Origin of the sequence: Modicisalibacter muralis (assembly GCF_900102945.1) — a bacterium.
GTDB lineage: Bacteria > Pseudomonadota > Gammaproteobacteria > Pseudomonadales > Halomonadaceae > Modicisalibacter > Modicisalibacter muralis.
In genome coordinates this window covers 37010-59333 of sequence record NZ_FNGI01000001.1, presented here as the reverse complement: position 1 = coordinate 59333, position 22324 = coordinate 37010, and the positions used below count along the sequence as shown (strand labels likewise).

At 60.2% G+C, this 22324-nt stretch carries 32 protein-coding genes; 24 read left to right on the top strand and 8 right to left on the bottom strand.

The window, feature by feature from the left end; all coding sequences use genetic code 11:
• Positions 1 to 14: 14 nt before the first annotated feature.
• The gene (locus tag BLR92_RS00335) at positions 15 to 2669 is read left to right on the top strand and encodes a phage tail tape measure protein (RefSeq protein WP_089724415.1); all 2655 of its coding nucleotides are present in this window, start codon (positions 15 to 17) and stop codon (positions 2667 to 2669) included.
• Position 2670: 1 nt separating this feature from the next.
• Here BLR92_RS00335 and BLR92_RS00330 read toward each other — a convergent pair whose 3' ends face one another.
• On the bottom strand, positions 2671 to 3180 hold the full coding sequence (locus tag BLR92_RS00330; RefSeq protein WP_089724413.1) for a hypothetical protein: 510 nt from the start codon (positions 3178 to 3180) through the stop codon (positions 2671 to 2673).
• 14 nt (positions 3181 to 3194) lie between these two features.
• On the opposite strand from BLR92_RS00330, the gene BLR92_RS00325 reads away from it, so the two are divergent.
• The 4 genes from BLR92_RS00325 to BLR92_RS00305 all read left to right on the top strand — a co-directional run bounded on the left by BLR92_RS00325 (position 3195) and on the right by BLR92_RS00305 (position 6496).
• A complete protein-coding gene (locus BLR92_RS00325; protein ID WP_089724411.1) occupies positions 3195 to 3638 on the top strand; it encodes a phage tail protein in 444 nt (147 codons plus the stop codon).
• A complete protein-coding gene (locus BLR92_RS00320) occupies positions 3635 to 4666 on the top strand; it encodes a phage late control D family protein (RefSeq protein ID WP_089724409.1) in 1032 nt (343 codons plus the stop codon). The genes BLR92_RS00325 and BLR92_RS00320 overlap by 4 nt, the downstream gene beginning before the upstream one ends.
• 117 nt (positions 4667 to 4783) lie before the next feature.
• The gene (locus tag BLR92_RS00310; RefSeq protein WP_139171553.1) at positions 4784 to 5557 is read left to right on the top strand and encodes a hypothetical protein; all 774 of its coding nucleotides are present in this window, start codon (positions 4784 to 4786) and stop codon (positions 5555 to 5557) included.
• Between the two features lie 48 nt (positions 5558 to 5605).
• Positions 5606 to 6496, top strand: coding sequence for an endonuclease (locus BLR92_RS00305; RefSeq protein WP_089724401.1), 891 nt, complete (start codon positions 5606 to 5608; stop codon positions 6494 to 6496).
• A 410-nt stretch (positions 6497 to 6906) separates the two neighbouring features.
• Here the strand turns inward: BLR92_RS00305 and BLR92_RS00300 are convergent, their stop codons facing one another.
• Complete coding sequence (locus BLR92_RS00300) at positions 6907 to 7260, bottom strand: S24/S26 family peptidase (RefSeq protein WP_089724398.1); 354 nt, start codon at positions 7258 to 7260, stop codon at positions 6907 to 6909.
• Between the two features lie 149 nt (positions 7261 to 7409).
• Between BLR92_RS00300 and BLR92_RS00295 the strand changes: the two genes are divergently transcribed.
• The 3 genes from BLR92_RS00295 to BLR92_RS00285 are packed head-to-tail and all read left to right on the top strand — an operon-like array spanning position 7410 to position 10112.
• Complete coding sequence (locus tag BLR92_RS00295) at positions 7410 to 7850, top strand: LexA family protein (protein WP_089724396.1); 441 nt, start codon at positions 7410 to 7412, stop codon at positions 7848 to 7850.
• Entirely contained in the window at positions 7847 to 9127 is a 1281-nt protein-coding gene (locus BLR92_RS00290; RefSeq protein ID WP_089724395.1) for a Y-family DNA polymerase, read from the top strand. Before BLR92_RS00295 ends, BLR92_RS00290 begins: the two co-directional genes overlap by 4 nt.
• Before the next feature lie 37 nt (positions 9128 to 9164).
• A complete protein-coding gene (locus BLR92_RS00285) occupies positions 9165 to 10112 on the top strand; it encodes a hypothetical protein (protein ID WP_139171552.1) in 948 nt (315 codons plus the stop codon).
• A 49-nt stretch (positions 10113 to 10161) separates the two neighbouring features.
• Here the strand turns inward: BLR92_RS00285 and BLR92_RS00280 are convergent, their stop codons facing one another.
• The 4 genes from BLR92_RS00280 to BLR92_RS00265 all read right to left on the bottom strand — a co-directional run bounded on the left by BLR92_RS00280 (position 10162) and on the right by BLR92_RS00265 (position 13504).
• Positions 10162 to 10698 (bottom strand): hypothetical protein, encoded by a 537-nt coding sequence (locus tag BLR92_RS00280; RefSeq protein WP_089724391.1) that lies wholly within the window; start codon positions 10696 to 10698, stop codon positions 10162 to 10164.
• A complete protein-coding gene (locus BLR92_RS19485; protein WP_139171551.1) occupies positions 10683 to 11615 on the bottom strand; it encodes a hypothetical protein in 933 nt (310 codons plus the stop codon). The genes BLR92_RS00280 and BLR92_RS19485 overlap by 16 nt, the downstream gene beginning before the upstream one ends.
• A 275-nt stretch (positions 11616 to 11890) precedes the next feature.
• Positions 11891 to 12775: an AbiJ-NTD4 domain-containing protein gene (locus tag BLR92_RS00270; protein ID WP_175488686.1), complete on the bottom strand. Its 885-nt coding sequence runs from the start codon at positions 12773 to 12775 to the stop codon at positions 11891 to 11893.
• Between the two features lie 36 nt (positions 12776 to 12811).
• Positions 12812 to 13504 carry a S24 family peptidase gene (locus tag BLR92_RS00265; protein ID WP_089724384.1) on the bottom strand — a complete coding sequence of 231 codons (693 nt, stop codon included), beginning with the start codon at positions 13502 to 13504 and terminating at the stop codon, positions 12812 to 12814.
• Between the two features lie 49 nt (positions 13505 to 13553).
• Here BLR92_RS00265 and BLR92_RS00260 point away from each other — a divergent pair, with 49 nt between their 5' ends.
• Positions 13554 to 13745 carry a hypothetical protein gene (locus tag BLR92_RS00260; protein ID WP_089724382.1) on the top strand — a complete coding sequence of 64 codons (192 nt, stop codon included), beginning with the start codon at positions 13554 to 13556 and terminating at the stop codon, positions 13743 to 13745.
• Here BLR92_RS00260 and BLR92_RS00255 read toward each other — a convergent pair.
• Positions 13742 to 14248: a hypothetical protein gene (locus tag BLR92_RS00255; protein ID WP_089724380.1), complete on the bottom strand. Its 507-nt coding sequence runs from the start codon at positions 14246 to 14248 to the stop codon at positions 13742 to 13744. The genes BLR92_RS00260 and BLR92_RS00255 overlap by 4 nt on opposite strands.
• Before the next feature lie 101 nt (positions 14249 to 14349).
• Here BLR92_RS00255 and BLR92_RS00250 point away from each other — a divergent pair, with 101 nt between their 5' ends.
• The 15 genes from BLR92_RS00250 (at position 14350) to BLR92_RS00180 (ending at position 21184) form a co-directional block, all read left to right on the top strand.
• Positions 14350 to 14553 (top strand): hypothetical protein, encoded by a 204-nt coding sequence (locus BLR92_RS00250; RefSeq protein WP_089724379.1) that lies wholly within the window; start codon positions 14350 to 14352, stop codon positions 14551 to 14553.
• A 48-nt stretch (positions 14554 to 14601) separates the two neighbouring features.
• The gene (locus BLR92_RS00245; protein WP_089724378.1) at positions 14602 to 14796 is read left to right on the top strand and encodes a hypothetical protein; all 195 of its coding nucleotides are present in this window, start codon (positions 14602 to 14604) and stop codon (positions 14794 to 14796) included.
• Complete coding sequence (locus tag BLR92_RS00240; RefSeq protein ID WP_175488685.1) at positions 14793 to 15029, top strand: ogr/Delta-like zinc finger family protein; 237 nt, start codon at positions 14793 to 14795, stop codon at positions 15027 to 15029. The genes BLR92_RS00245 and BLR92_RS00240 overlap by 4 nt, the downstream gene beginning before the upstream one ends.
• A 32-nt stretch (positions 15030 to 15061) precedes the next feature.
• Complete coding sequence (locus tag BLR92_RS00235) at positions 15062 to 15457, top strand: hypothetical protein (RefSeq protein ID WP_089724374.1); 396 nt, start codon at positions 15062 to 15064, stop codon at positions 15455 to 15457.
• A gap of 50 nt (positions 15458 to 15507) precedes the next feature.
• On the top strand, positions 15508 to 15924 hold the full coding sequence (locus BLR92_RS00230) for a hypothetical protein (protein WP_089724372.1): 417 nt from the start codon (positions 15508 to 15510) through the stop codon (positions 15922 to 15924).
• Positions 15924 to 16139 carry a hypothetical protein gene (locus BLR92_RS00225; RefSeq protein WP_089724371.1) on the top strand — a complete coding sequence of 72 codons (216 nt, stop codon included), beginning with the start codon at positions 15924 to 15926 and terminating at the stop codon, positions 16137 to 16139. The genes BLR92_RS00230 and BLR92_RS00225 overlap by 1 nt, the downstream gene beginning before the upstream one ends.
• The gene (locus BLR92_RS00220) at positions 16136 to 18511 is read left to right on the top strand and encodes a replication endonuclease (protein ID WP_089724369.1); all 2376 of its coding nucleotides are present in this window, start codon (positions 16136 to 16138) and stop codon (positions 18509 to 18511) included. Before BLR92_RS00225 ends, BLR92_RS00220 begins: the two co-directional genes overlap by 4 nt.
• 13 nt (positions 18512 to 18524) lie before the next feature.
• The gene (locus tag BLR92_RS00215) at positions 18525 to 18740 is read left to right on the top strand and encodes a hypothetical protein (RefSeq protein ID WP_089724367.1); all 216 of its coding nucleotides are present in this window, start codon (positions 18525 to 18527) and stop codon (positions 18738 to 18740) included.
• Positions 18733 to 18951 carry a hypothetical protein gene (locus tag BLR92_RS00210; RefSeq protein WP_089724365.1) on the top strand — a complete coding sequence of 73 codons (219 nt, stop codon included), beginning with the start codon at positions 18733 to 18735 and terminating at the stop codon, positions 18949 to 18951. The genes BLR92_RS00215 and BLR92_RS00210 overlap by 8 nt, the downstream gene beginning before the upstream one ends.
• A complete protein-coding gene (locus BLR92_RS00205; protein WP_089724363.1) occupies positions 18944 to 19153 on the top strand; it encodes a TraR/DksA C4-type zinc finger protein in 210 nt (69 codons plus the stop codon). The genes BLR92_RS00210 and BLR92_RS00205 overlap by 8 nt, the downstream gene beginning before the upstream one ends.
• Entirely contained in the window at positions 19150 to 19374 is a 225-nt protein-coding gene (locus BLR92_RS00200) for a hypothetical protein (RefSeq protein ID WP_089724361.1), read from the top strand. The genes BLR92_RS00205 and BLR92_RS00200 overlap by 4 nt, the downstream gene beginning before the upstream one ends.
• Positions 19371 to 19664 carry a hypothetical protein gene (locus BLR92_RS00195; RefSeq protein ID WP_089724359.1) on the top strand — a complete coding sequence of 98 codons (294 nt, stop codon included), beginning with the start codon at positions 19371 to 19373 and terminating at the stop codon, positions 19662 to 19664. The genes BLR92_RS00200 and BLR92_RS00195 overlap by 4 nt, the downstream gene beginning before the upstream one ends.
• Positions 19661 to 19918, top strand: a complete 258-nt coding sequence (locus BLR92_RS00190; RefSeq protein ID WP_089724356.1) for a pyocin activator PrtN family protein — start codon at positions 19661 to 19663, stop codon at positions 19916 to 19918. The genes BLR92_RS00195 and BLR92_RS00190 overlap by 4 nt, the downstream gene beginning before the upstream one ends.
• Positions 19919 to 19983: 65 nt before the next feature.
• Positions 19984 to 20370 (top strand): (deoxy)nucleoside triphosphate pyrophosphohydrolase, encoded by a 387-nt coding sequence (locus BLR92_RS00185; protein WP_089724354.1) that lies wholly within the window; start codon positions 19984 to 19986, stop codon positions 20368 to 20370.
• On the top strand, positions 20363 to 21184 hold the full coding sequence (locus BLR92_RS00180; protein WP_089724352.1) for an HNH endonuclease: 822 nt from the start codon (positions 20363 to 20365) through the stop codon (positions 21182 to 21184). Before BLR92_RS00185 ends, BLR92_RS00180 begins: the two co-directional genes overlap by 8 nt.
• Positions 21185 to 21186: 2 nt before the next feature.
• On the opposite strand, the gene BLR92_RS00175 is transcribed toward BLR92_RS00180, so the two are convergent.
• Positions 21187 to 22242, bottom strand: a complete 1056-nt coding sequence (locus BLR92_RS00175) for a site-specific integrase (protein WP_089724350.1) — start codon at positions 22240 to 22242, stop codon at positions 21187 to 21189.
• Between the last annotated feature and the right edge of the window lie 82 nt (positions 22243 to 22324).

Here is a 22324-nt window from a genome sequence, read left to right as displayed (position 1 = left end):
GATAGGACTCACCGATGGCCCGCGACCTGAAACTCGAAGTCATGCTCCGGGCTATCGACAAGGCCACCGGCCCCCTCAGGAAGATCACCCAGGGCAGTGGCAAGACCGCCGAGGCCCTCAAGGCCAGTAAGGACGAGCTCGACAAGCTCAAGCGCGGCCAGCGCGATCTCGGTTCGTTCCGCAAGCTCAAGGAAGCCACCCGTGAAAACGGCGAGGCCCTCGCCGCCGCCCAGGAACAGTTGCGCGGCATGCGCGAAGGGCTCAAGCGCACCGACGCCCCCAGCCGGCAGTTCCAGGAGAACTTCCTCAAGGCCCGCCAGAAGGTCGAGCGCCTGACCGGCAAGCTCGAGGAGCAACGCCGCGAGCTCGGCGACGTGCGCGGCCGGCTGCGCAATACCGGCATCGAGACCAAGGACCTGGGCAGCGCCGAGAACCGCATGGCCGGGCAGATCCGCGAAGCCAACGAACGCCTCGAGCAGCAGCGCACCCGGCTGCGCGAAGTCACTCGCCAGCAGAAGCGCGCCACCGAGGCCGCCAACCGCTACCACCGTGCCATAGGCCGCGCCAACAATATGACCGGCGCAGGCGTCACAGGCATGGCCGCCGGCGGTGCCGCGCTCTATGGCGGGGCGCGCCTGCTCGCCCCCGGCGTCGACTACGGCGAGCAGATGAGCGCCGTCCAGGCCGTGGGCCGCTTCCAGAAGGACGACCCCCGGTTCCAGGCGCTCAAGGATCAATCCCGCGAGCTAGGCGCCTCGACGGCGTTCAGCGCCACCGAGGTCGGCAGCGGTCAGGAGTTCCTGCTCCGCGCCGGCATGAGCGCCAAGGCGATCAAATCCTCCATGCAGGACGTGCTCAACCTGGCGATCGCCAACAACACCGAGCTCGGCCGCACCGCTGACATCGCCAGTAACATCGCCGGAACCTTCAAGATCGACCTCGAGCAGGAAGGCGCCATGGGCCACGTCGCCGACGTGCTCTCGGCCACCGCCAGCCGCGCCAATGTCGATCTCGAAAAGCTCGGCGAAACCGTCAAGTACCTGGGCGGCGCCGAGGATCTCGACCTGACCCTCGAACAGGCCAGCGCCATGGCCGGCCTGCTGGGCAACATCGGCATCCAGGGCTCGCAGGCCGGTACCACCCTGCGCGGGATGATGAACCGCCTGACCGAACCGACCGCCGAGGCCGCTGGCGTCATCGACAAATTGGGCGTCCAGGTCGCCGACGCCCAGGGCAACATGCGCGACATGCCCGATATCCTCCGCGACATCAACGCCGCCACCCAGGATCTCGGCAGCGTCGCGCGCAAATCCGACCTTCAGAAGATTTTCGGCGCCGAGGCCGGCTCCGGCATGGCCGAGCTGGTCAGCCAGATGAGCACCGGCGCGCTCGATGACCTGATCGCCAAACTCCAGGTCGCCGCCGGCGAGAACGACCGCATGGCCAAGACCATGCAGGACAACATCGGCGGCGATCTCAAGGCCCTCAACAGCGCCTGGGAAGAGGTCGGCATCACCATCACCGACACCAACGAAGGCCCGCTGCGCAACCTCATCCGCAACGTCACCGAGATCACCCGCGCCGTAGGCAACTGGATGAAGGAAAACCCCGAGCTCGCCAGCACCCTGGCAACCATCGCCGCCGTGCTGGCCGCCGTGGTCGCTGCCGGCGGCACGCTCACCGTCATGCTCGCCTCGATCCTCGGTCCGATCGCCGCCGTGCGCTACGCCCTCACCCTGCTCTCGCTCAACCCCGCCGCGCTCACCATCATGGCCATCGTCGCCGCGGTCGCCCTGCTCGCCGCCGGCACCTACCTCATCTACAAGAACTGGGACAAGATCAGCGCCTGGTTCGGCGCGCGCTGGAACGACGTGAAAGCCGCCTTCGATAACGGCATCGGCGGCATCACCCGGCTGCTCGCCGACTGGTCCCCCATCGGCCTGCTCTACAAGGCTATCGTCGCCGGGCTCGAGATGCTCGGCGTCGAGGTGCCAGCCAAGTTCGGCACCCTGGGCGGTGCCGTCATCGATGGCCTGATCGGCGGTATCGGCGCCGGCCTAGGCATGCTCAAGGAGAAGGTCATCGGCCTGGGCAGCAGCGTCATGGGCTGGTTCAAGGAGACCTTGGGCATCAACTCGCCCTCGCGCGTGTTCACCGGCTTCGGCGCCAACCTGCTAGAGGGGCTGATCAACGGCATCGACGAGAAGTGGCAGATGCTCAAGGACAAGATCGGCAGCGTCGCCGGCGGCGTGATGGGCTGGTTCAAGGACAAGCTCGGCATCCACTCTCCCAGCCGCGTGTTCGCTGGCTTCGGCCGCAACACCCTCGAGGGCTACCGGCAGGGCCTGGCCGCCAGCGAATCCGGGCCGCTCAAGCAGGTCGGCGCCTTCGGCCAGCGCATGAAGCGCGCCGGCGCCGGCCTGGCCATCGGCGCCGCCAGCCTGCCGGCTATCGCCGACGTACCCATCGACCACCGTCCGTCGATGGAATCGAACCAAGCCAGCAGTGCACCGCTGATTGGCGAGCTCAACATCAACGTGCATCCCGCCCCGGGCATGGATGAGCAAGCCCTCGCCCGGCTCGTCGTCGGTGAAGTGCAACGCGCACTCGCCCAGGCCGAACGGGCGGCCGGGGCACGGCGGAGATCAGCGCTTTATGACACGGATTGACTCAGTGAAACCGGGGCGGCTTGGTGCGCACGAACTTGGGCGGGGTAGCCTGGCGTATAAGTACGGCCCGCTCTGCTGCAAGCGCCTGCTCTCTTACTTTTTTCTCGACAGTTTCTGCCTGTTGCTGGGCTTGTCTGTGGTGAGTTCGAAGACTCAAAAAAATGAACAGGAAGCAACCGATCAACGCGGTCACGAATGCAGCAGCCAAGAAAGTCAGCAGGAAACGTCTCGGCCATGGCAGGCTGGCGTCCTGCGGTATCGGCAAGCCACTCGAGAGGAAGCCACAAATAACAAGCGCGGTTACGCAGAACACAAGAGAAATGGAATGCTCGTATGCGCCCTCTTTGAGCGTTATTCCGGCCACCACACCTACCAAGATATAAAGTCCGTCCAGGTTCGCCGTCTGCACGATTCGCAGCAGATAGTATTGATCTCCGATCAGATACCCAACGACATAAAGCAAGACAAGAAAGCCCAGGGCCCAGCGCAGGAAAAGCCGCTCACCGTTCATAGGAGGCCTCACGCATGATGATGGTCTACGGCATGTTCGTGTTTTCTCTCACGACCGCCGCCTACCAGGAACTTCAGCGCCAAACTCAATGGCGACACGCGAGCCAGTCGCGCATCGGCCGCCGCCCGGCGCGCCAATTCCTAGGTATCGGCGATGACACCATCCGCTTGAACGGAACGCTGCTGCCGCAGTTCACCGGCGGCCAGTCGAACCTCGATCAGCTGCGCGCCATGGCCGACGAGGGCGCCGCCTGGCCGCTCATCGAAGGTACAGGCACGATGTACGGTATCTACGTCATCGAATCGCTCGATGAGCGCAAGAGCCGCCATTTCAAGGACGGCGCCGCCCAGCAGATCGAGTTCGATATCTCTCTTGCCCGCATCGACGATGAACGCACCGACATGCTCGGCAACGTCACCAGCCAGTCGCTGCGCGCGATCACCGGTGCCCTGGCATGAATTGGCTGACCGATCAGAACGCCCGCCCCGCCCGCACACCGGACTACCGCATCAGCCTACAGGGCCAGATCATCACCCCGCGCTTTCGCGGCCGCGTCGAAAGCCTGCGCCTCACCGATCGCCGTGGCCTCGAGGCCGACCAGCTCGACCTGGTGCTCACCGACGATGACGGCGCGCTGGCCCTGCCCCCGCGCGGCGCCGAGCTCACCCTGGCGATCGGCTGGGGCGGCGAGGCGCTCGTCGAGCGCGGCACCTTCATCGTCGACGAGGTCGAGCACAGCGGCGCACCGGACCGCCTCAGCATCCGCGCCCGCAGCGCCGATATGCGCGGCAGCCTGCCCGGCAAGCGAACACAGTCCTGGCACAAGCTCACCGTAGGCGACATCGTCACCACCATCGCCAAGCGCCACGTGCTCGCGCCCAAGGTCGGACGCAACCTCGCCGGCATTCGCATTCAGCACATCGACCAGACCGACGAGTCTGACCTCAATTTCCTCACCCGCTTGGCCGAGCGTTATGACGCCGTGGCCACCGTGAAAGCCGGCAATTTGCTGTTCATCCCGGCCGGTACCGCCACCACCTCCAGCGGCCTCGAGATTCCCCCGGTGCAGATCCGCCGCGGCGATGGCGACCAGCACCGTTACGTCGTCAGCGACCGCGATAGCTATACTGGTGTCATCGCCTACTGGAACGACGCCTCGGGCGCCAAAAGGCAGGAAGTGATCGCCGGCAGCGGCGACAACGCCAAGCGCCTGCGGCCCACCTACGCCAGCGCCGATGATGCACTGGCCGCCGCCCAGGCCGAATGGCAGCGTATCCAGCGCGGCCACGCCGAATTCAGCCTCACCCTGGCCGAAGGCCAGCCCGGGCTTTACCCGGAAACCCCCGCCTGGCTGATCGGCTGGAAGCGCGAAATCGAGGAGACGCCCTGGATCATCACCGAAGTCACCCACGACCTCAGCGGCAGCGCCTACACCAACGGGCTGCAGTTCGAGATCCGCAATAGCGATGCTCAGGCGCCGTACTGAACCAGTACCAGAAAAATCAGGAAGCGCGGGAGCGCTCTGCTCTGTAGTGGCCACTATCTTTTACAAGAACAACAACAAATACGGTATCCACCCATGATTACTCGGCTCGACGCACCAATGCCACGCCGTCACTTTCTGCTCGGTGTCGGCGCCGGCTCCACGCTGGTCCTCGCCAGCCCTCGACAGGTACTTGCCGCCTGCGAGAGCGAACCTGAAACCTACAATAAAATCCGTCTCATCGTCCGGGACGCGATCATGCAAGGCATCCAAGTCGCCCTCCAGGGCGAAGAAATCTTGGAAGCATCACGCGAAGCTAGACAACAGCTCGAAACGAGACTGCGGAAGCTGGTCGAAACCCAGCTACCCGATGTTCTTGAGGATTACAGAAGCAGTCAGAGCTGGACGCTGACTAACATCCCACTCGAGCCTCTCACCGACTTTCCCGACCACGAACCCATAATGCTGGGACCAAGCCACTTCGAGTATTCGCCGGTCGAGCGCCTTCCGGCACAGGAGCCCGAGCACTGCGGCTACGTCATCATTAGCTTTATAGGTGACCTGATCGGCCTGAGTATTGATGGCATCGATGCATTCAAAAAAGTCTGTAGCGACAGGGGGCTAGGCGACACGCTGGAAATTCTCCTGGTGAGTATTGTTGAGGGAGACTTTCCACGAGCGCGTGCGGCCTTGGAATACTTCCTCGAAGAACTCAACACGAGAGAGAACCTGAAAACTCTCAGGGAGGTGTTATCCCCGCAGAATGCACGTCGAATCTCTGCCTGGTTTGCAGGGCGGTGCGTCCCCATCCTGGGCTGGGCCTTGGTGCTCTGGGATCTCGTCGATGCCTTCATCGAGTATCGCGAGCGCTTTCAGCAGTGCGAGTTTGCCTGACCCCAACGCGTGATCCTGTACACTCCGGCCCTTTTGCCGGAGTGTTCCATGAAGCCCCTCACCATCCTGGCCGCCAGCCTCACGGCCGTCGCACTCATCGCCCAAGCGGCGCCGCCCTCATCCTTCTCAACCGCCAAACGGCTCGCCGAAAACCGCGTCTACCACGATCAATCCGAATCCTTCTATTGCAACTGCGACTTCACCTTCGAAGGTGGGCCAGATCTAGCTAGCTGCGGCTACCAGGTGCGTAAACAGCCCAAACGAGCAGCACGCATCGAGTGGGAGCATGTGATGCCCGCCTACGACATCGGCCGGCAGCGACAGTGCTGGCAAGAAGGCGGGCGCGACCATTGCCGGGCCACCGACCCGACCTTCCGCAGCGCCGAGGCAGATCTGCACAACCTGGTGCCATCGGTCGGCGAAGTGAACGGCGACCGATCGAATTTGCGATACGGCATGGCCACCAGCGCAGGCGCCTACCAGTACGGCCAGTGCAACGCGATGGTCGATTTCGGAGAGGACGTATTCCAGCCGCCCGCGAATCAGCGAGGCAATGTTGCTCGCATCTACTGGTACATGCGCGATGAATACGGCATCCGCATCAGCCGACAACAGGAGCAGCTTTTCCGCGCCTGGGCCAAGCAAGATCCCATCGACGCGTGGGAGCGAGAGCGTAACCGCCGAATCGCTGCGATCCAGGGCCACGGTAACCCCTACGTCAGCAACGAGGCGCTGCGAGCCCAAGCGATTCTACCCGTGGAACCAGCAGCTAACGATCCGATACTCCCGGTGAGCATAGACGGCTTCAACTGCTCGTCCCGCAAGACCTGCGGCGCCATGGCGTCGTGTGCGGAAGCGATCTTTCATCTGAAGCAGTGCGGGAACGGAAGGCTTGATGGTGATGATGACGGCACGCCTTGCGAAGCGATCTGCCGATGAGCGCACCCATGCGAGGTGATGGATGGGGAGGTAAAGCAGGAAACCACGGGGCCATAAACGCAAACGCCCCAGCCATCCGTATTGGCCGAGGACTCGTTATAGGTGTCCCTACCCCGTCCCACAACCTAACCTTAATAAGCTGGCTGCGTGTATGAAATTGCCTTCATACTTTGTAAGAGGTTTCGTACAAAATTCGATGCGCGAGGATAGGGCCCCTACTAGGTGGGGCCCCGTGTGACGTAAACAGCAGACGAACCAGCGGATGGAACGAGAATTCGGGACGTCACAGTTTCAGGCTAGCAGCTATCCCCGTCCCTGACGGCTCGAAATAGGACTGAGATTGAGGCGATATCCAAGCATTCCCTCGATCCTTCGCGTACCTCTCAATATTGACCAAACCTGAGCTGCGTTCACCACCCATACCTCCTCGCCTGGCTTACCACCACGCCCCGCAACATGTTCTGCCGCGCCCGGATCGAGCCGCTCCGGTCGCGCGGCGGAATCAGCAGAAGGCTCCCGCCGAGCCGAAACGCCTGATACAACCGCTGCTCCTCGTCACAATCCACGATCACTAGGTCGTCGTGCTGGGCGGTCCTGGCCTCATCGACCACCAGCACGTCGCCCTCGATCAGCGGCCCATCGACGCCGGCCTCCTCGCCGATCTCCACCAGGTAGCAGCTCGGCGCGAACTGGTTGACGTCGTACCCGCGCAGCGCCGGGTGGTCGATGCCCGCGACCAGCGGACCCAAGTAATTCACAACCATGGTTCTTCCCTGCAACACCCTGTTTATTTTCGGTTATCTGGCCGTACGTTGAATGCCGGCCCGCTCGCCGCGCCACATTAGCATTTGCCTCACGGCGCCGCTTCGTCGAATACTGTATATGCAAACAGTAATCGACGTGAAGGATCGCCATGTCACGGACCCACACAATACCCGCTGCGCTCACGCCGCAGCCGCTCGAGCTGCCCTTCCCCGAGACGCGCATCCGCGCCGGGCTGTCGGGCTTTCCCAGCCCCGCTCAGGACTACGAAGGCCGGCGGCTGGATCTCAACGAGCGGCTCGTCAAGCGCCCCGCCGCCACGTTCTTTCTCACCGTGGCCGGCGATAGCATGGAGCCACTCGGCATCGATGACGGCGACTTGCTCGTCGTTGATCGCTCACTCGACCCGCGCCCCGGCCATATTCTCGCTGCTCTGGTCGATGGCGAGCTGATGGTCAAACGTTACGAATTGCTCGGCAATCGCCCTTACCTCGCCTCCGGCAACCCGCGTTACGCGCCGATCCCGCTCACCGATTGCGACTGCCAGGTGTGGGGCGTGGTCCGCTCAGTGATTCACGAGTACCCGGTATGATTGGCCTGGTCGACTGCAACAACTTCTACGTCAGCTGCGAGCGCGCTTTTCAGCCACATTTGGAGGGCGTCCCGGTCGGCGTGCTCAGCAACAACGATGGCTGCGTCATCGCCCGCTCGGCCGAGATCAAGCAGATCGGCATCGAAATGGGCACCCCGGCTTTCCAGATCCAGCACCTGGTGCGCCAACGTCGGGTGGTGCTGCTCTCGAGCAACTACGAGCTGTACGGCGACATGTCCGCCCGGGTGCAGTCCGTGCTCGAGGAATTCGCGCCCGAGGTGGAGCCCTACTCGGTCGACGAGATGTTCGTGCGCTTCCACGGCTTCGAGCACGCCGCACTCGTCGATCACTGCCGGCGGCTGCGCCACCAGGTGCGCCAGTACACCGGCATCCCGGTCTCGATCGGCGTCGCCCCCACCCGCACCCTCAGCAAGCTCGCCAATCACGCAGCGAAGAAGGTCCCCGGCTACGGCGGAGTGTGCGTGCTCAACGGCGATGGGCCGGACACCAAGGGACTGCTGCAGCGAGTCAAGCTGGATGGCATCTGGGGCGTCGGCCGGCGCCTCGTCGAGCGCCTCCACGTCATGGGCCTCAAGACCGCCTGGGACCTGCGCTGCGAAGACCCTAAACGCATCCGCCGGCGCTTCTCGGTCACGCTCGAGCGCACCGTGCTCGAGCTCAAGGGCATCCCCGCGATCGAGATGGACGACTTCGCCGAGCCCAAGCAGCGCATCATGACGTCGCGCAGCTTCGGCAAGCTGACAGGCGACCTGGGCGAGATCCGCGAGGCGATCCGCCAGCACGGTCAGCGCGGCGCCGAGAAGTTGCGCGAACAGCGCAGCCTATGCCGCGCTGTGCTCGTCTTCCTGAAGACCAACCCCCACCGGCAGGACCTACGGCAGCACTCGCCGAGCATCATCGTCGAGCTGGACCGGCCCACCGACGACAGCCGGCCGATTCTTCAGGCTGCCCAGCACGCCCTGAACCGCATTTACCTGAAGGGCCACCTCTACATGAAAGCCGGCGTGATGCTGATCGACCTGGTCGACGCCGATCGTCAGCAGCTCTCGCTGCTGGATACGCCCCAGAGCGAGGCCGACCGTGAGCGCAGTCAAAAGCTGATGGCTACGATGGATAAACTCAACAAGGCCATGGGGCGTGGTACAGTTCGGCTCGGCATGCCGACTGATGGTGCCGCTTGGCATCTGCGATGTGCGAACCGCACGCCGAGATGGACGACGCGCTGGGAGGAACTCCCTATTGTCCGAGCAAAGTAGCTAAGAGATGAACTTAATGGGGACAAAAATTTTACATATGAGTGATGTTCGCCCTTTTATCACATTGGCACAGGCTTCAAAAATTTCACGCTCTTCAAGAAGACTATTCTTCACGCATTGCAACGAGACAATCGAGCAGAGGGGTCACTGGCATGCGGATTACATTTATGGCGCCGGCAGCTCGACTTTAATAAGATATAATAACCGCTTTTTTTTGCTTACAGCCAACCATGTGCTAAAAGCAAACAAAGTCGTCAAAGCAGATGGATCATCAAACTATCAGAACGAGTCCCCATTCATTGTAATAAGCGAGTCCAGTGGAGGATTTGAAGAGCTATTGAGCTTTTTGTTTCCTTTGAAGAAATGGAACATCGGGGAACTAATCGACAATGACGGCTTAGTTATAGATACAAAAGACATAGTGCTTATTGAGTTAGCAATACCCGCGTACAAATATTTTCCCGACGCCTTCATAAACCTAGACTCAACGCCACCTAAAGACATCTATAACACTGCGTACTTTAACGGTCAACTATTGATAGCCTCTGGCTATCCTATAAAAGACAATCTTTTCACTCATGACGATTTTGGTGAGTACACGCACCACACGAATATACAGAGAAAAATCATCACTGGTCTATGCCAAAACGCTGATGAAGAACCCTATATCAACTTAGACTTAACTGAAGGGGGGGAGTATTCTCACCAGGAGCTAAACGGCATGAGTGGTGGGCTTATACTCAATGTACATTCTGAGGAATCGAGCCTATCCTGGCTTGGAATGATCTTGACTGGAGGAAACAATATAATTCGCTTTTGTCCTGCGAAGATAATATACCCTGCAATACAAAGGTACCTAGATGCACCTTTTGAAATCATAGATCCTTCAGTTACAAACCCAAGTCTTAATGATTCAGAAGAAGCTACAAAAATCTTGGGGGAGCTATTGGATGAGCTCGAGGCTATGAAGCAAACTAAGACCTAACCATTTGAAGCTATAACTTTATGTTACTCATATAATCAAGCCATACACCTCAATAACCACTAGTCAACAATGCATGAAACCTTTTCACTATCATCAACATGGTAAGCACAACATTTATAAAAAGAAATACGACAACTGCCGCAAAAAATAGCAACACGTATTCCATATAGCCGCCCACACCTAAACCCTTTAAAAACATTTCCAAAAATGAAGCAACGACTACACACAAAGAAGTTACTATAGCGAAACAAATGTTTTGATATAACTGCCTAAGCAGCGACAACTTGATTTTTTTATTTGCCTTAACAGAGGGGTCGTCAGAAGACGATAGCAATTTAGATTCTTGGTCATACACCAGCACCAGAACACTCATCAATAGCGCAGTAGTTATAGCACCAAAATTTACAGCCAAGGACAACAATTCATTGCTCAAAACATTTCCCAAAAAAGCAATAGAAATAGCTATAGCCAAGGGAACAAAAAGAAAAACCAAGGCGTCAACAAAAGATAAACTACCCGTCCTGTTATCTCGAAGGGTAGCAATATGCTTTAAAACGATACCTCCAAAATTCAGCTTTCTTGACATATATAAACCTCCTGTGACCTATAGACAGATTGGCAAAGCTCATTGACGACTTCTACCAGCCAATCCTCCATTTTAGCAAAGTCAGGCATCCCATCCATTTTAATCATCTCATCCTCAACTTCAAGCTTAACTATTGGCATGCCAGGGGTGCCAGAAACCTGAAACGTTCTTCTATTACCATCCACTTCTACTACAGCCTTAACTTTGTCACTATGTTGCTCGAGGGTCGTTATGGCTCTTGGCTTATTTTCTTTAAGAGCACGAAACTTCCCAAAAGTACCATTCCTTTTAGGCTTCAATATCAATTCAGAATGCTCATGGCCCAATCCATTCAAATCATCTGTTATATCAGAAGAAGTTTTAAATTCCGTGGCCTTTATTTCTTTGACCTGAGCATCGAGCCATTTTTGAGCTGCTTTGTCATAGCTAAGGCCTTCAAAACGAAGAGTAAGGCCGGTTTTGTGTCGAAACAGATCTTTTAAACCTGAGGTTAAGACGCCTTTAACACCATGGTTCCTAATATTATGTAACGCAAGTATAGCCTCATCCTTTCCCTTAGGAGAATAGAAAAGGAAAATCCTATCCGTCACATCAGCGTCAGAGGCATTTTTATCAAACCTATGGCTACCTGTCTTGGCATCTCTTATTTTTCCTGGAACTCCATACTGCCCAGCGTTCACTATACCAACCAGACAGCGACCTGAACTAATACTCCAATAATCATCAACCGCAAATACAGTCTTATCTTCTTCATCTCTAACCAAATCATCACGCTTATTTAGATCTAAAAAATCTTTAAAAACACTAATGACATCTATACCATGTACATCGTCTAACACAGCAAGTCTATTTTCCGAACGCTCGGATTTATAATTAAAAGCGGAGACGCAATAAAGGCTAATTGTATGAGTTGCCATTCACCATCCTTAACCAAATAAATACAGAAATTTATAAAATTATAGGGATAAGTTGCTTCATTAAATAAAGCCCCCAACCCTAACCCCACACCGTCCTAACACTTCGACATCCCACATATCCCGCAGCTTGATTACTTCGGGGTGGTAACGCGTGTTATCGCTGATCAACATTAGCGAGCCATCGGTGAGCCGCTGCATGCGCCACAAGTTCAGCCCGTCACCGATGCGCATCTGGAAGATCCCAACGGGCCGGGTCTGTGACGCGGCGACAAGAACTACTCACCAACAGTCTCAATAACAAAATTTATGAACGCACTACAAACTATAAGCATAAATCTGGCGTCCTTGTAAGTAACCTCCTCTTTCTCCGTCATCGCGTGCCGTATGCCACCACTATCGCTAGTAAAACCATACAGCTTGCTATAGGCACCTTTCATGGCTGGATGAATTACGTCCTCTTCCTCCATGCGTTTAAGCAACCCGCCAAGACTTCCCGCCTCTGCATTGGTTGCGACCTTACATATACTTTCTACGGCTGAGATAGATTCTTTAATAGAATTTCTGAAATCTGGACTTTCCCGGTCTGTTAGATGCGCAAGTGCTTGCGACAAATGATCATGTGCCCCACCAATAGGAGTCGTGGCCTTAAGTGCACTTTCTATTTCGTCAATTTCCTGTTCGCTAGTTATCTGAGCCAGCTCGCTCCCAACCAAGCGAAATACCGAGCCCTCTCGCTCCAGCATGGAATTCAATTCATTTTTGGCAAGGTCGGCATTGGTTTTTAGGGCTTTTGTTCTATTTCCATCAGAATATGATATACGTCTATTCCCAACTGAATTCTCGAACCAGTTATAGACGAACTCAACAACATCGTATACAAGATACCAAGCATCGACCCTAAATATTTTTGCGATGCCATTAACTTCGTCCTGCTTACGGCCAATTTCGTAAATTGGTTTTTTCAAAAAATTTAAATAATATTTTTTAAAAAAATCATCCAAACAAAAAGAGTAATGCGAGGGGACAGATTTCAAAGGATCAAAGATCCTCATCTGCAGAACATTCCACAGTGAATTTCTTAGAGATTCATTCATTGATTCTCTTTGAAGTGGAACTTCCACTGGAGAATCAAAAAACCTGTCTGAAAACCGTCGATTCACATTACATCCATTACGTCAGTTTGATTACAAACGATATCAAAAAACCCGCCCCACCTTCCGCCAACATTGCCCGATGATCTCCACGTTTCCGAGATCCTCGGGCTTGATCATCTCCCGCTCGTAAGCCGGGTTATCGCTGATCAATATCCAAGCCCCGCCTGCCACACGCTGCACCCGCTTTAGTCGCAATTCGCCATCCATCCGCAGCAGGAACACACCATCCGGAGAACGCCGCGCGCGGTTAACCAGCACCTGCTCCTGGTCGCGGATCGTGTCGCCCATCGAGTCGCCGCGCGCGGTCACGCCCACCACCTGTGCCGGGTCCACGCCCTCGGCCTCGAAAAGCTCGGCGGGCAGGTAGAACGTCGACTGAATCAGTTCCACGTCGAACAGGCGCCCCGCCCCCGCTGCCGCCTCTATGTCATACATCGGCACCGGCTCTGTGCCCTGAAGTGCATCCAAAGTCTCAGATGATGTAGGGATATCCAAACGCGACCCATAGAGAACGAAATGCACATCCACCCCTATCTGCATTATCCGTTCGAGATACGCAGTGTCGGGATGCCGCTTGCCGGTTTCGTAGTTGGATTGCGCGACCTTTTTAACGCCACCGTGGGCGCCGAAGTCCTCTTGAGACATACCCAATCGGGTACGTTCTTGCCGTAGCCGTTCGCCAATGTTAGTCAAAAAGGAATTCTCACTCTTGACAGATATCCATATGGATATCATTCTGAGTTCACACGATGTCTTAGCGTCACACTAACCCGGAGCTTACCCCATGGACCTCAAGCCGTCGAAGCCTACCCGCAGTCCGCGTGGCGTCGAAAAGCCTGTCGCGATGCGCCTGTTGCCCGAGGAGCGCGAGGAGCTGGAGCGAATCGCGGCCGATGAAGTGCGCTCCGCCGCGTCCATGGCCCGGATCATCTACCTGCGCGGTGTCAGCCATTACCGCGCCGAGGCCAGCGCCTAGCGTTCCCACTCAGGGCCATACACGTCCATGAAGCCGCGCAACTTCTCCCACATCACCTCGGAGCCGCAGGTATGACAGCGCAACATGACACATCCCTCGCGGGTCGGCATTGGCTGCAACACCGCTTTCTTGTCGTTCAGGAAGCAGGTGGCGCAAAGGTAATGGCGGCTCTGCTCCCCTGGGCCGTCGGGCTTGAGGCGGTACGCCGCACCGCCAGCGGGCGTGGTGCATTCCTCGTAGCGACCCTTCTCCTGGTGCCACTGCTTAAGCTGCTGGAGTTCATGAGCCGCCGCCTCCTTGTCCTTTTCCAGCGTCATGGCGCGCAGCTCGGCTTCCTGGACGTCAACCGCAATGCCCTCGAGTTCCTGCTGAAGTCGCTGAGCGGCCTCTTTGCGCTTCTTGCCAGACAGGCTCGGGCCGAGGCCCTGCAGGTGCTTCGCGATTTGCAGCACTTCCAGCGTTCGCGTGCTGATTTCGCCAAGTACCACGGAGAAGTCCTCCATATCACCGACTCCTTTTCGGGGGTCATCCATCAGTTCGATTGGTTTCTGTACCACCGGCGCGCCCGCGCCTGATCCCGTGCGCTAGCAAAAGGAAACAAGCCATGTACCAGGACCCCCAGCGAGTTCGCACCCGTTACGGCTCCATCAATCTCGACGAACGCGAGGCCAAGTTGATCGATGCGCTGGTGGAGTACACCGGCGAATCGAAAGCCTCGCTACTGCGCCAACTGGTTCTCAAGGAAGCCCTGGAATCCATCGGCGCCGGCGACCTTTACGGCACCAGTATCGACCAGCACGCGTCCTGAACGAAGGCCCTTAAAAGGTCCTTTTAAGGTCCCCGAAAAGGAGTCCCGATGCCTGAACTGACACTGAGCTACGACGAGAAGATGGAGCGAATGCTCGAACAGGTGCGTCGTGAGCAGAACCTGGCATCGCTCGATCAGGCGGCCGAATGGTTGATCCGTCGCCGCTTGCGCAAAGGCACCGCCGGGCTCACGGGGCGCGGTCGCACGCTTCACCCCATCACCCAACAGGGAGACCGCCGGTGAGAATCACCTGCCCCCACTGTGGCGACCGCGCCATGACCCGTACCAGCAAGCGCCCGGCGCCGGTCTTCTACGAGGTCTACGCGCAGTGCATCAACCCCCACTGCGGCTGGGGCGGGAAATTGCTGGTCGAGTTCGTCCTGACGACCTCGCCGAGCCGCCTGCCGCACCCCGAGGTGCGCATCCCGGTCGAGCCGGCCAGCCGTCAGGTGCTGCTGGCCCAACTGAACGAATGACAAGCAAGCCATACGCAACGCAGGAGAACGCCATGAACGCCGTCACCCCGCTCAGCGCCGCCCGCGCGCCCCAGCTGGACCCACGCAACGTCGCCGTCGGCTGGATGTTCCGCGCCGGCATGACGCTGCAGCGCGTCGATGCCCTGGAGGGCTGCATCACCTACCTGATGGCCGAGCACGACATGAGCGAGCAGGCCGCCGAGATCGCCGCCATCCAGGCCTATGCCGAGGTGGCCACCGTCAATCAGCCGGCCCGCATCGATGTGGATGCCACCACCAGCCACGTGGTCGTGCTGCGTACCGCCGGCAACCGCGCGGTGATGCTCACCATCGACGATCTGGTCGCCACCCTCGAGCAGGCCCGGCGCGAGGGACGCGCCCAGGTCGTCAATTCCGACACCCGCACGCCGGTCGTCATCCAGCGGTAATCGTCACCAGCAAGACCCAACCGTCACGCATCCGTCAGCGAGGTAGCCTTATGCCCAGCGCCGTTACCCATCTGCCCGTCAAGCCCCGCGAACCGGTCGTCGCCGACGACCGGGCCGGCTTCGGCGCGCTGCGCGCCGAGCTGCACGAGCGTTGCGCCGACCAGGACCTCGCCGAGCTGTGGGCGGGCATGGCCACCGGCGAGCGCCGCGCCGTGCTCGCCAGCGCCCAGCTGGATGGCAGGGACGCCCTGCGCGGCATCAGCGACATGCCCAAGGCCAACCGCGACGCGATCCGCGCCGCCATCTACCGCATGAGCCAGTACGGCCGCCGCCTTCGCGACCGGCTCGAGGGCGAACGCCCCCACCCCAGCCGCGAGCTCGCCGGCCACGCCCGCCAGGCGTTGGCGGAAGGCAACCTCAAGGCCGCCCGGCACTGGCTCAAACTGATCGAGCAGGGGGCGGTGTGATGAGCCTGTCTATCCAAACGACAACCACAGTCGCCATCGCACAGCTGCGCACCCTCGCCACCGATTTCGCGATGGCCGCGAGCCGCTACACCCTTACCGGCGACCATGTAACCGCTTGCTGGGCCCGCGATCTCGAAATGCGCCTGATCAACCTCGCCGACCGGATCGAGGCCGAGGCCATCGGTAACGGCATTCTGCCGCGGGGTGATGCATGACCACGGCGCTGGAGCAGTCGCGCACCTTCGGCGCGCCGGGCTCAGGCAATCGGCCGGGCTGTGCCGAGTGGCGCGAAGCGCAGTTCTGGAGCCAACTGCCCAGTCTGGCCGAGGATCTCGCCGGCGGCTTCGTGCATGTCGCCAAGCGCCACGGCAACGCCGACGGCAACCGCTGGCTGGTTCGCAACACCGAGGGCCTGCTCGAGCCGACGCGGGTCTACAGGCGCTTCGCACCCATTGCCGACGACCTGCGCCGGGCATTCATCGCCAAGCGCAACGCCCAGCCGACCACCATCGAGGGCATCAAGGCCGCCTGCCAGTGGCTGGCCGATGTCGAGCGGCGCCTGACCATCGGCTCGCTCAACGCGACCCACGACGACGACGCCCTGGTCGATTACGCCAACATCCAGGCGCGGGCGGTCGAGGACGAGCGCAGCAGGATCATCGGCGGTATCGCCGAGCACAACCGACGCCTGCGCCTGGGCCTGCTGCCCCCGCCGCTCGAGCTGCCCAAGCTGCGGGGCCAAAGTCTGTCGGCCCAGTCGCGGCACATGGCCCGGCTGATCGCCGAGGCCCGCAACCCGCTGACGCCGCCGCCCGGCGGCATACCGCTCATGGCGGTGTTCAAGTGGCACCGCGCCCCGGTGATGAGCCTCGCCGTTGCCAACGAAATGGCACTCGGCAAGGCCCGCATCCGCGCCCGCCTGCATGGCATCACCCCGCCCAGCGTCAAAAGCAAGCGCGCCGTGCAGCTGGCCCGCCTGGGCTGCTCGCTCTGGTGGCGTCGCAAGCTGCGCCGGATCGCCGGCCGGCAACTCGAGCAGGTCCAACGCGAGGCGCACCGCGTGCATGCCCAGGCCGGCATCTACTGCAGCGACATGACCATCGAACGCCGCCGCTCGCAGCGCGTCCGCAACCGCGCCCTGCTCGAGACTCTCGAGGCGATCAACCAGGAGGGCCAGACATACACCCTGGCCGAGCTAGCCGAATTGGGGCTGGCGAATCCCGATCACCGTCGCGCCGAGCTGATGCTGCGGATCCGCGACACGGAAGTGGAAGCGCGCCGCCTCGGCCATCGCGGCATGTTCTACACGCTCACCACGCCGAGCCGGTTCCACCCGGTCGTCAAGAACCCCAAGACCGGCAAGGTACGCCGCAACCCGAAGTACGACGGCAGCACACCGCGCGAGGCCCAGCAGCACCTCCAGCAGCTGTGGGCGAAGGCGCGCGCCAAATTGGCCCGCGATGGCCTGGCGATCTATGGCATTCGCGTCGTCGAGCCCCATCACGACGGCACGCCCCACTGGCACCTGCTCGTCTGGATGAAGCCCGAGGACGAGGCCGAGGTCACCCGCACGCTGCAGGAATACGCCGAGGCCGAGTCCCCGCAGGAACTGTTCGACCGCCAGGGCAACAAGACCACCGCCCGCTTCAAGCCGGTGGTCATCGACCCGTCGCGCGGTACCGCCGCCGGCTACGTGGCGAAATACATCAGCAAAAACATCAACGGCCAGCAGTTCGCCCGCGCCGGCGTCGAGGGCGACCACCTGGACCGCTACGACCACGACCTGAACGACAGCGCGCCGCGCATCGAGGCCTGGGCGGCGTGCTGGGGCATTCGCCAGTTCCAGTTCATGGGGCTCCCCTCGGTGACGGTCTGGCGCGAGGTCCGCCGCCTGACAGAAAAACAGGAAGAGCAGCTACGCGCCTGGGAAGAAGCCACCCAGCCGATCCCCCGGGCCGCCGCTACCTTCCACCGCATCCGCGAGGCCGCCAACGCCGGCCAGTGGGATCTGTTCGTGCGGCTGATGGGCGGGCCCAACACGCCGCGCAAGCAGCAGCCGATCAAGCCCTGGTCCATCCCCCGCATGGACGCCTCTCGCGAGGACTTCAGCCACGCCACCGGCGTGGTCAACGAAAGCCTCCTCGAGCTAGGCCGCTACGGCGAGGAAGTCTCCACGCCCAAGGGGCTGGTCGTCAGCGACGGCCGGGGCAACGAATCCGAATACCTCACCCGCCTGTACCGCTGGGAAGTCCGCTCCCGCCGCAGCCCTTCGGGGTTGGGCAGTTCCGGAGGCGGCGAAGCCGGCTCCGCTAGGACTTGTGTCACTAACTGTACGGAGCCCGGCACGGGCGACGGGCAGCCCCTCATTCCCCGCGGTCTTTTGACCCCGCGGCAGGTGTCCCCCCAGGAGCTCGAAGCCCAGGTCCAGCGCTATCAGGAATGGCGGACCAGCGAAGAGTTCCGCGCCGAGCTCGAGTCGGTCGAGCTCGAGGACCGAATGATTCGGGCTGCCGCGCAGCGCACCTTCAAACCCGCGCCCCTGCCCGCGTGGCAAGGCGTCGACGAATTCTTCCCCGACGGGATCTGACAAGGAGAAAGCCATGCGCAACCAGCACCACGTCACCCACGCCGTGCCCTACGGCACGATTCAGGACGCCGGCGAACTCGCCGTGCTGAGCGAATCGAGCGAGCCGACCCGCCACCGCTACGCCATGGTCGTCGCGTTTTCCAGCGAGGAAGACTTGCGGCAGGCGATCGCTGAGCACCGCTGCGCCTACCGCGCCGGCGGCCGCGCCCAGGAGCTGGCCCATGAATGAACGGATCTATCTGGTGCGCGACCCGGCCGGGCGCGTCCACCAACACATCGACCGCAGCCAGGGCGGCGCCGTCCAGCACTTCGTCGCCGCCCGCGCCGGACAGGACGTTCGCCGCGCGGTCGCCTGGCTCGTCTGGCTCAACTACTGGCGGCGCGGCTTCCGCGTCGTCTATGCCCCCGCCATGCCACAGGAGGATACCGCCCATGGCTGACAACGCCGACCGCGCGGGCGAGATCATCGAGAACCGCCTCGAGGGCATGCTCGGCGCCATCGCCCTGCCGCCGCGCACCTTCGCCGAACCGATATGCGTGGACTGCGACGGTGAGATTCCGGCCGCACGCCGCCAGGCAGCGCCCTGGTGCGTGACATGCGCGCCCTGCCAGTCCATCCGCGAGCGAGGAAGCCGTCGATGAACAAGACCTACCAGGAACTCTGCGACGAGGTGCTGATGCTGCGCGAGCAGCTCGAGGACGAGCGCCGAGCGGCCGACCTCCGCTGCGCGAAGCTCGCGAAGGATCTCGAAGACGCCAAGGCCCTGGCGCACCAAGCGCTCAATGCGAACCTGCTGCTGCGCCTCGAGCGTAGAGCTGACCAGGGTAAACAAGGGCCGGCCATCACGGAGGGCGCCGCGTGAACGACCAGCAAACCAAGGGCGGCCCAGTGGCCAGGGCCGCCGCCATGCTTTGCCAGGACCCGGCGTTTCGGCTGTACCTCGACCGGCGCCGCCGCTACAAGCACGCCATGCGCGAAGCCGACCTGCCGGACGGCACCCACAACGCCCAGGACGCCCGCGACTGGCTCTGCGCCGCCTGCCAGGTACAAAGCCGCGCCGAGCTCGACCACAACCCAGCCGCCGCCGCGGCGTTTCGCCAGATCCGCAATCGCTTCAACAGCTGGCGGGCCAAGAACAAGGAGCAAGCATGAACACCTACTTTGGACTCCTGGCCGAATTCAACGGCCGCGCCGAGTTGCCCCTCGATGAAGTCGCGCCCCGCTATTTCGGCGTGAGCCCCCGCACCGCCAGCACGCGCGCCGGCGCCCAAGCGCTGCCTGTGCCGGTCTACCGCGCCGGGGACTCGCAGAAATCGCCCTGGCTGGTCAGCGCGGTGGATCTTGCGGCATTTCTCGATGAGCGACGGGAGGAAGCTAGAACGATGTGGAAGCGGGTGAACGAGTGAGCGATTGGATGGCGAATCCTGCAGTGGTATAAGCTCGTGCTGATAAACAATGGCTGGGAGCGCACGTGAAGAATGTCGCAGCGGCACTGATCATCAACGGGGGGCACATACTGCTCACCCGTCGGGCTCCCGGTGAGAACCTTGCTGGCTACTGGGAATTCCCCGGTGGCAAACAAGAGCTCGGCGAGACGATCCAGCAGTGCGCGCAGCGCGAACTCGAAGAAGAGCTTTCACTGCCCAGCATCGCCGGCGAAGTCTTCATGGAGAGCATCTACCGGTATGAAGGCGGCGCGATCAACTTGGTTGGTGTGCTGGTAGAAGCACAGCGGGGCCCACTAACGCTGACGGTCCACGATCGGGCTGAATGGATCCCGATTTCCCAGTTGATGCAGTACGAGCTTGCCCCCGCGGACATCCCTATCGCAGAAAAATTGGCCAAGATCTATGGATAGCATCGAGACGCTGCAACCAGGCACCATCCTATCGAACGATGAGCTCCGCGAGATCTTCAAGTGCAGCCCCCAAGGGGGGATGCGCCGCTCTCACGAGACCAACACTCTGGTGATCGTCACGAATCACATCGAGTCCATCTATGAGGACCGTTGGGAGGGAGACGTCATTCATTACACCGGCATGGGCCAGAAAGGACCGATGCAGCTGAGCTTTGCTCAAAACAAGACGCTCAGCGAGAGCCCAGCCAATGGAGTGGCCGTTCATCTATTCGAGGTATTCAGGAAAGGCGAATACACCTATGTCGGGGAAGTCGAGCGCTCAGGTGAGCCTTATCAGGCGACCCAGCCCGACGTTGATGGAAATGAGCGGCTCGCCTGGCTGTTCCCGCTGCAGCTGAAATCGCACGAGACGCCGGCTATCGATGGAGAGAAAGCTCGAGAAGCCTATCAGCGGCGTGAAAAGCGAGCTGCTCGGCTGGCCGATGATGAACTCAAAAAGCGAGCCATGAACGCGCCGACCATACCTGGCTCACGGCCGGCAGTTGCCATGCAATATGCTCGTTCACCGGAAGTATCGGAGTACGCGAAGCGGCGAGCGAATGGTTACTGCGAGCTCTGCGAGCAGCCCGCGCCCTTTCAGTCTAAGAGCGGCGAACCCTACCTGGAATGCCATCACATCGAATGGCTTGCCCGCGGCGGCGAAGACACGATCGAGAATACCGTGGCCCTGTGTCCGAACTGCCATCGGAAGATGCATGTAATCGGTAGTCATGCAGATCAGGAAAAGCTCAAAGCAACAGCTGCCCAAGGCTGATACTAACGAAGTGCGAGCTCCTCAGGCCTCAAATGCGTGTAGCGCTTCAGTACGTCCCAGCTCTCGTGGAGCGTAAACTGCTGTACCTCCACGATTTCATAGCCCGCCTCGAACAGCCGCGACGTAGCCTCATGACGCAGATCGTGAAAGCGTAGATCTTCAATCCCGCACGCGGCGCACGCTGTCCGCCATCGAGTGCCTACCGAGGCCGGCTGGAAAGGAAAGATGCGATCCTCACCTTCGACTTTCGGCTGCCGCCGAATTATAGCCATGGCTTCATGGCCCAGCTTGAAGCGCTTATGGTTACCCACCTTCTTCCGCGGATGCTTCGCATCACGCACCCAGCAAGTGTTGTGCTCCACATCCAGGTCCGACCAGAGTAGCCGAGTGATCTCTTCCCGCCGCCGAGCAGAAGCGATAGCAAAGTCCATGATGTCTTCCATGGGGAGGATGGCCGTCGGCCGGATCTGCTGAGAGCGACGAAAGTAGGCCCTGAGCTTCTCAATTTCCGAGCCACTGGGGCGGCGGGTACGTGACTCCGGCCGACCTATCAGCCCCTTGCTACGCAGTAGCAACTTGGCCCCCTCGAAGTCATCGATCTGAGCCGGCATCTTCCAGGCCGCCCTGGCCGTGCGCAGAATGATTCCGATCCAGATAATGTCCTGATTGATGGTCGAAGGCCGGATGCCCATGTTCCGACGCATCACTGCGTGCTCGATCACACTCTCGCTGTTCAGGTGGGTCACCTCGACCTCCGCGATGGGGAAGCGCAGCAGCTGTTCGATGGTGGCCCGCTTGCTACGCCCGGCATCCTGCGCAAACTCGTGGATGTAGCGCTCGATTGCTTCGCGGAACGTAACCTGCTTCCACTTCGCGGTCAGCAAGGCACCAGGAGCGGAGAGCTCCAGTTCGCGCCGCTTTGCCCACTCCTCGGCCATCGCTTTGCGAGGAAACGTCCTCGATTCAGAATGGGCTTTCTTGCCCTCCCGCATGATGCGGATCTGGGCCGTATATGCGACACTCCCGTCCCTTCTCTTCCGCTTGCTGATCGTCGCCACAGCACACGCCCCGCGTAGCAAATTGAACGCAGCCAGTGTAGCAAATCCGTAGCAACCAATAGCGGAAAACGTCGAAAAACCA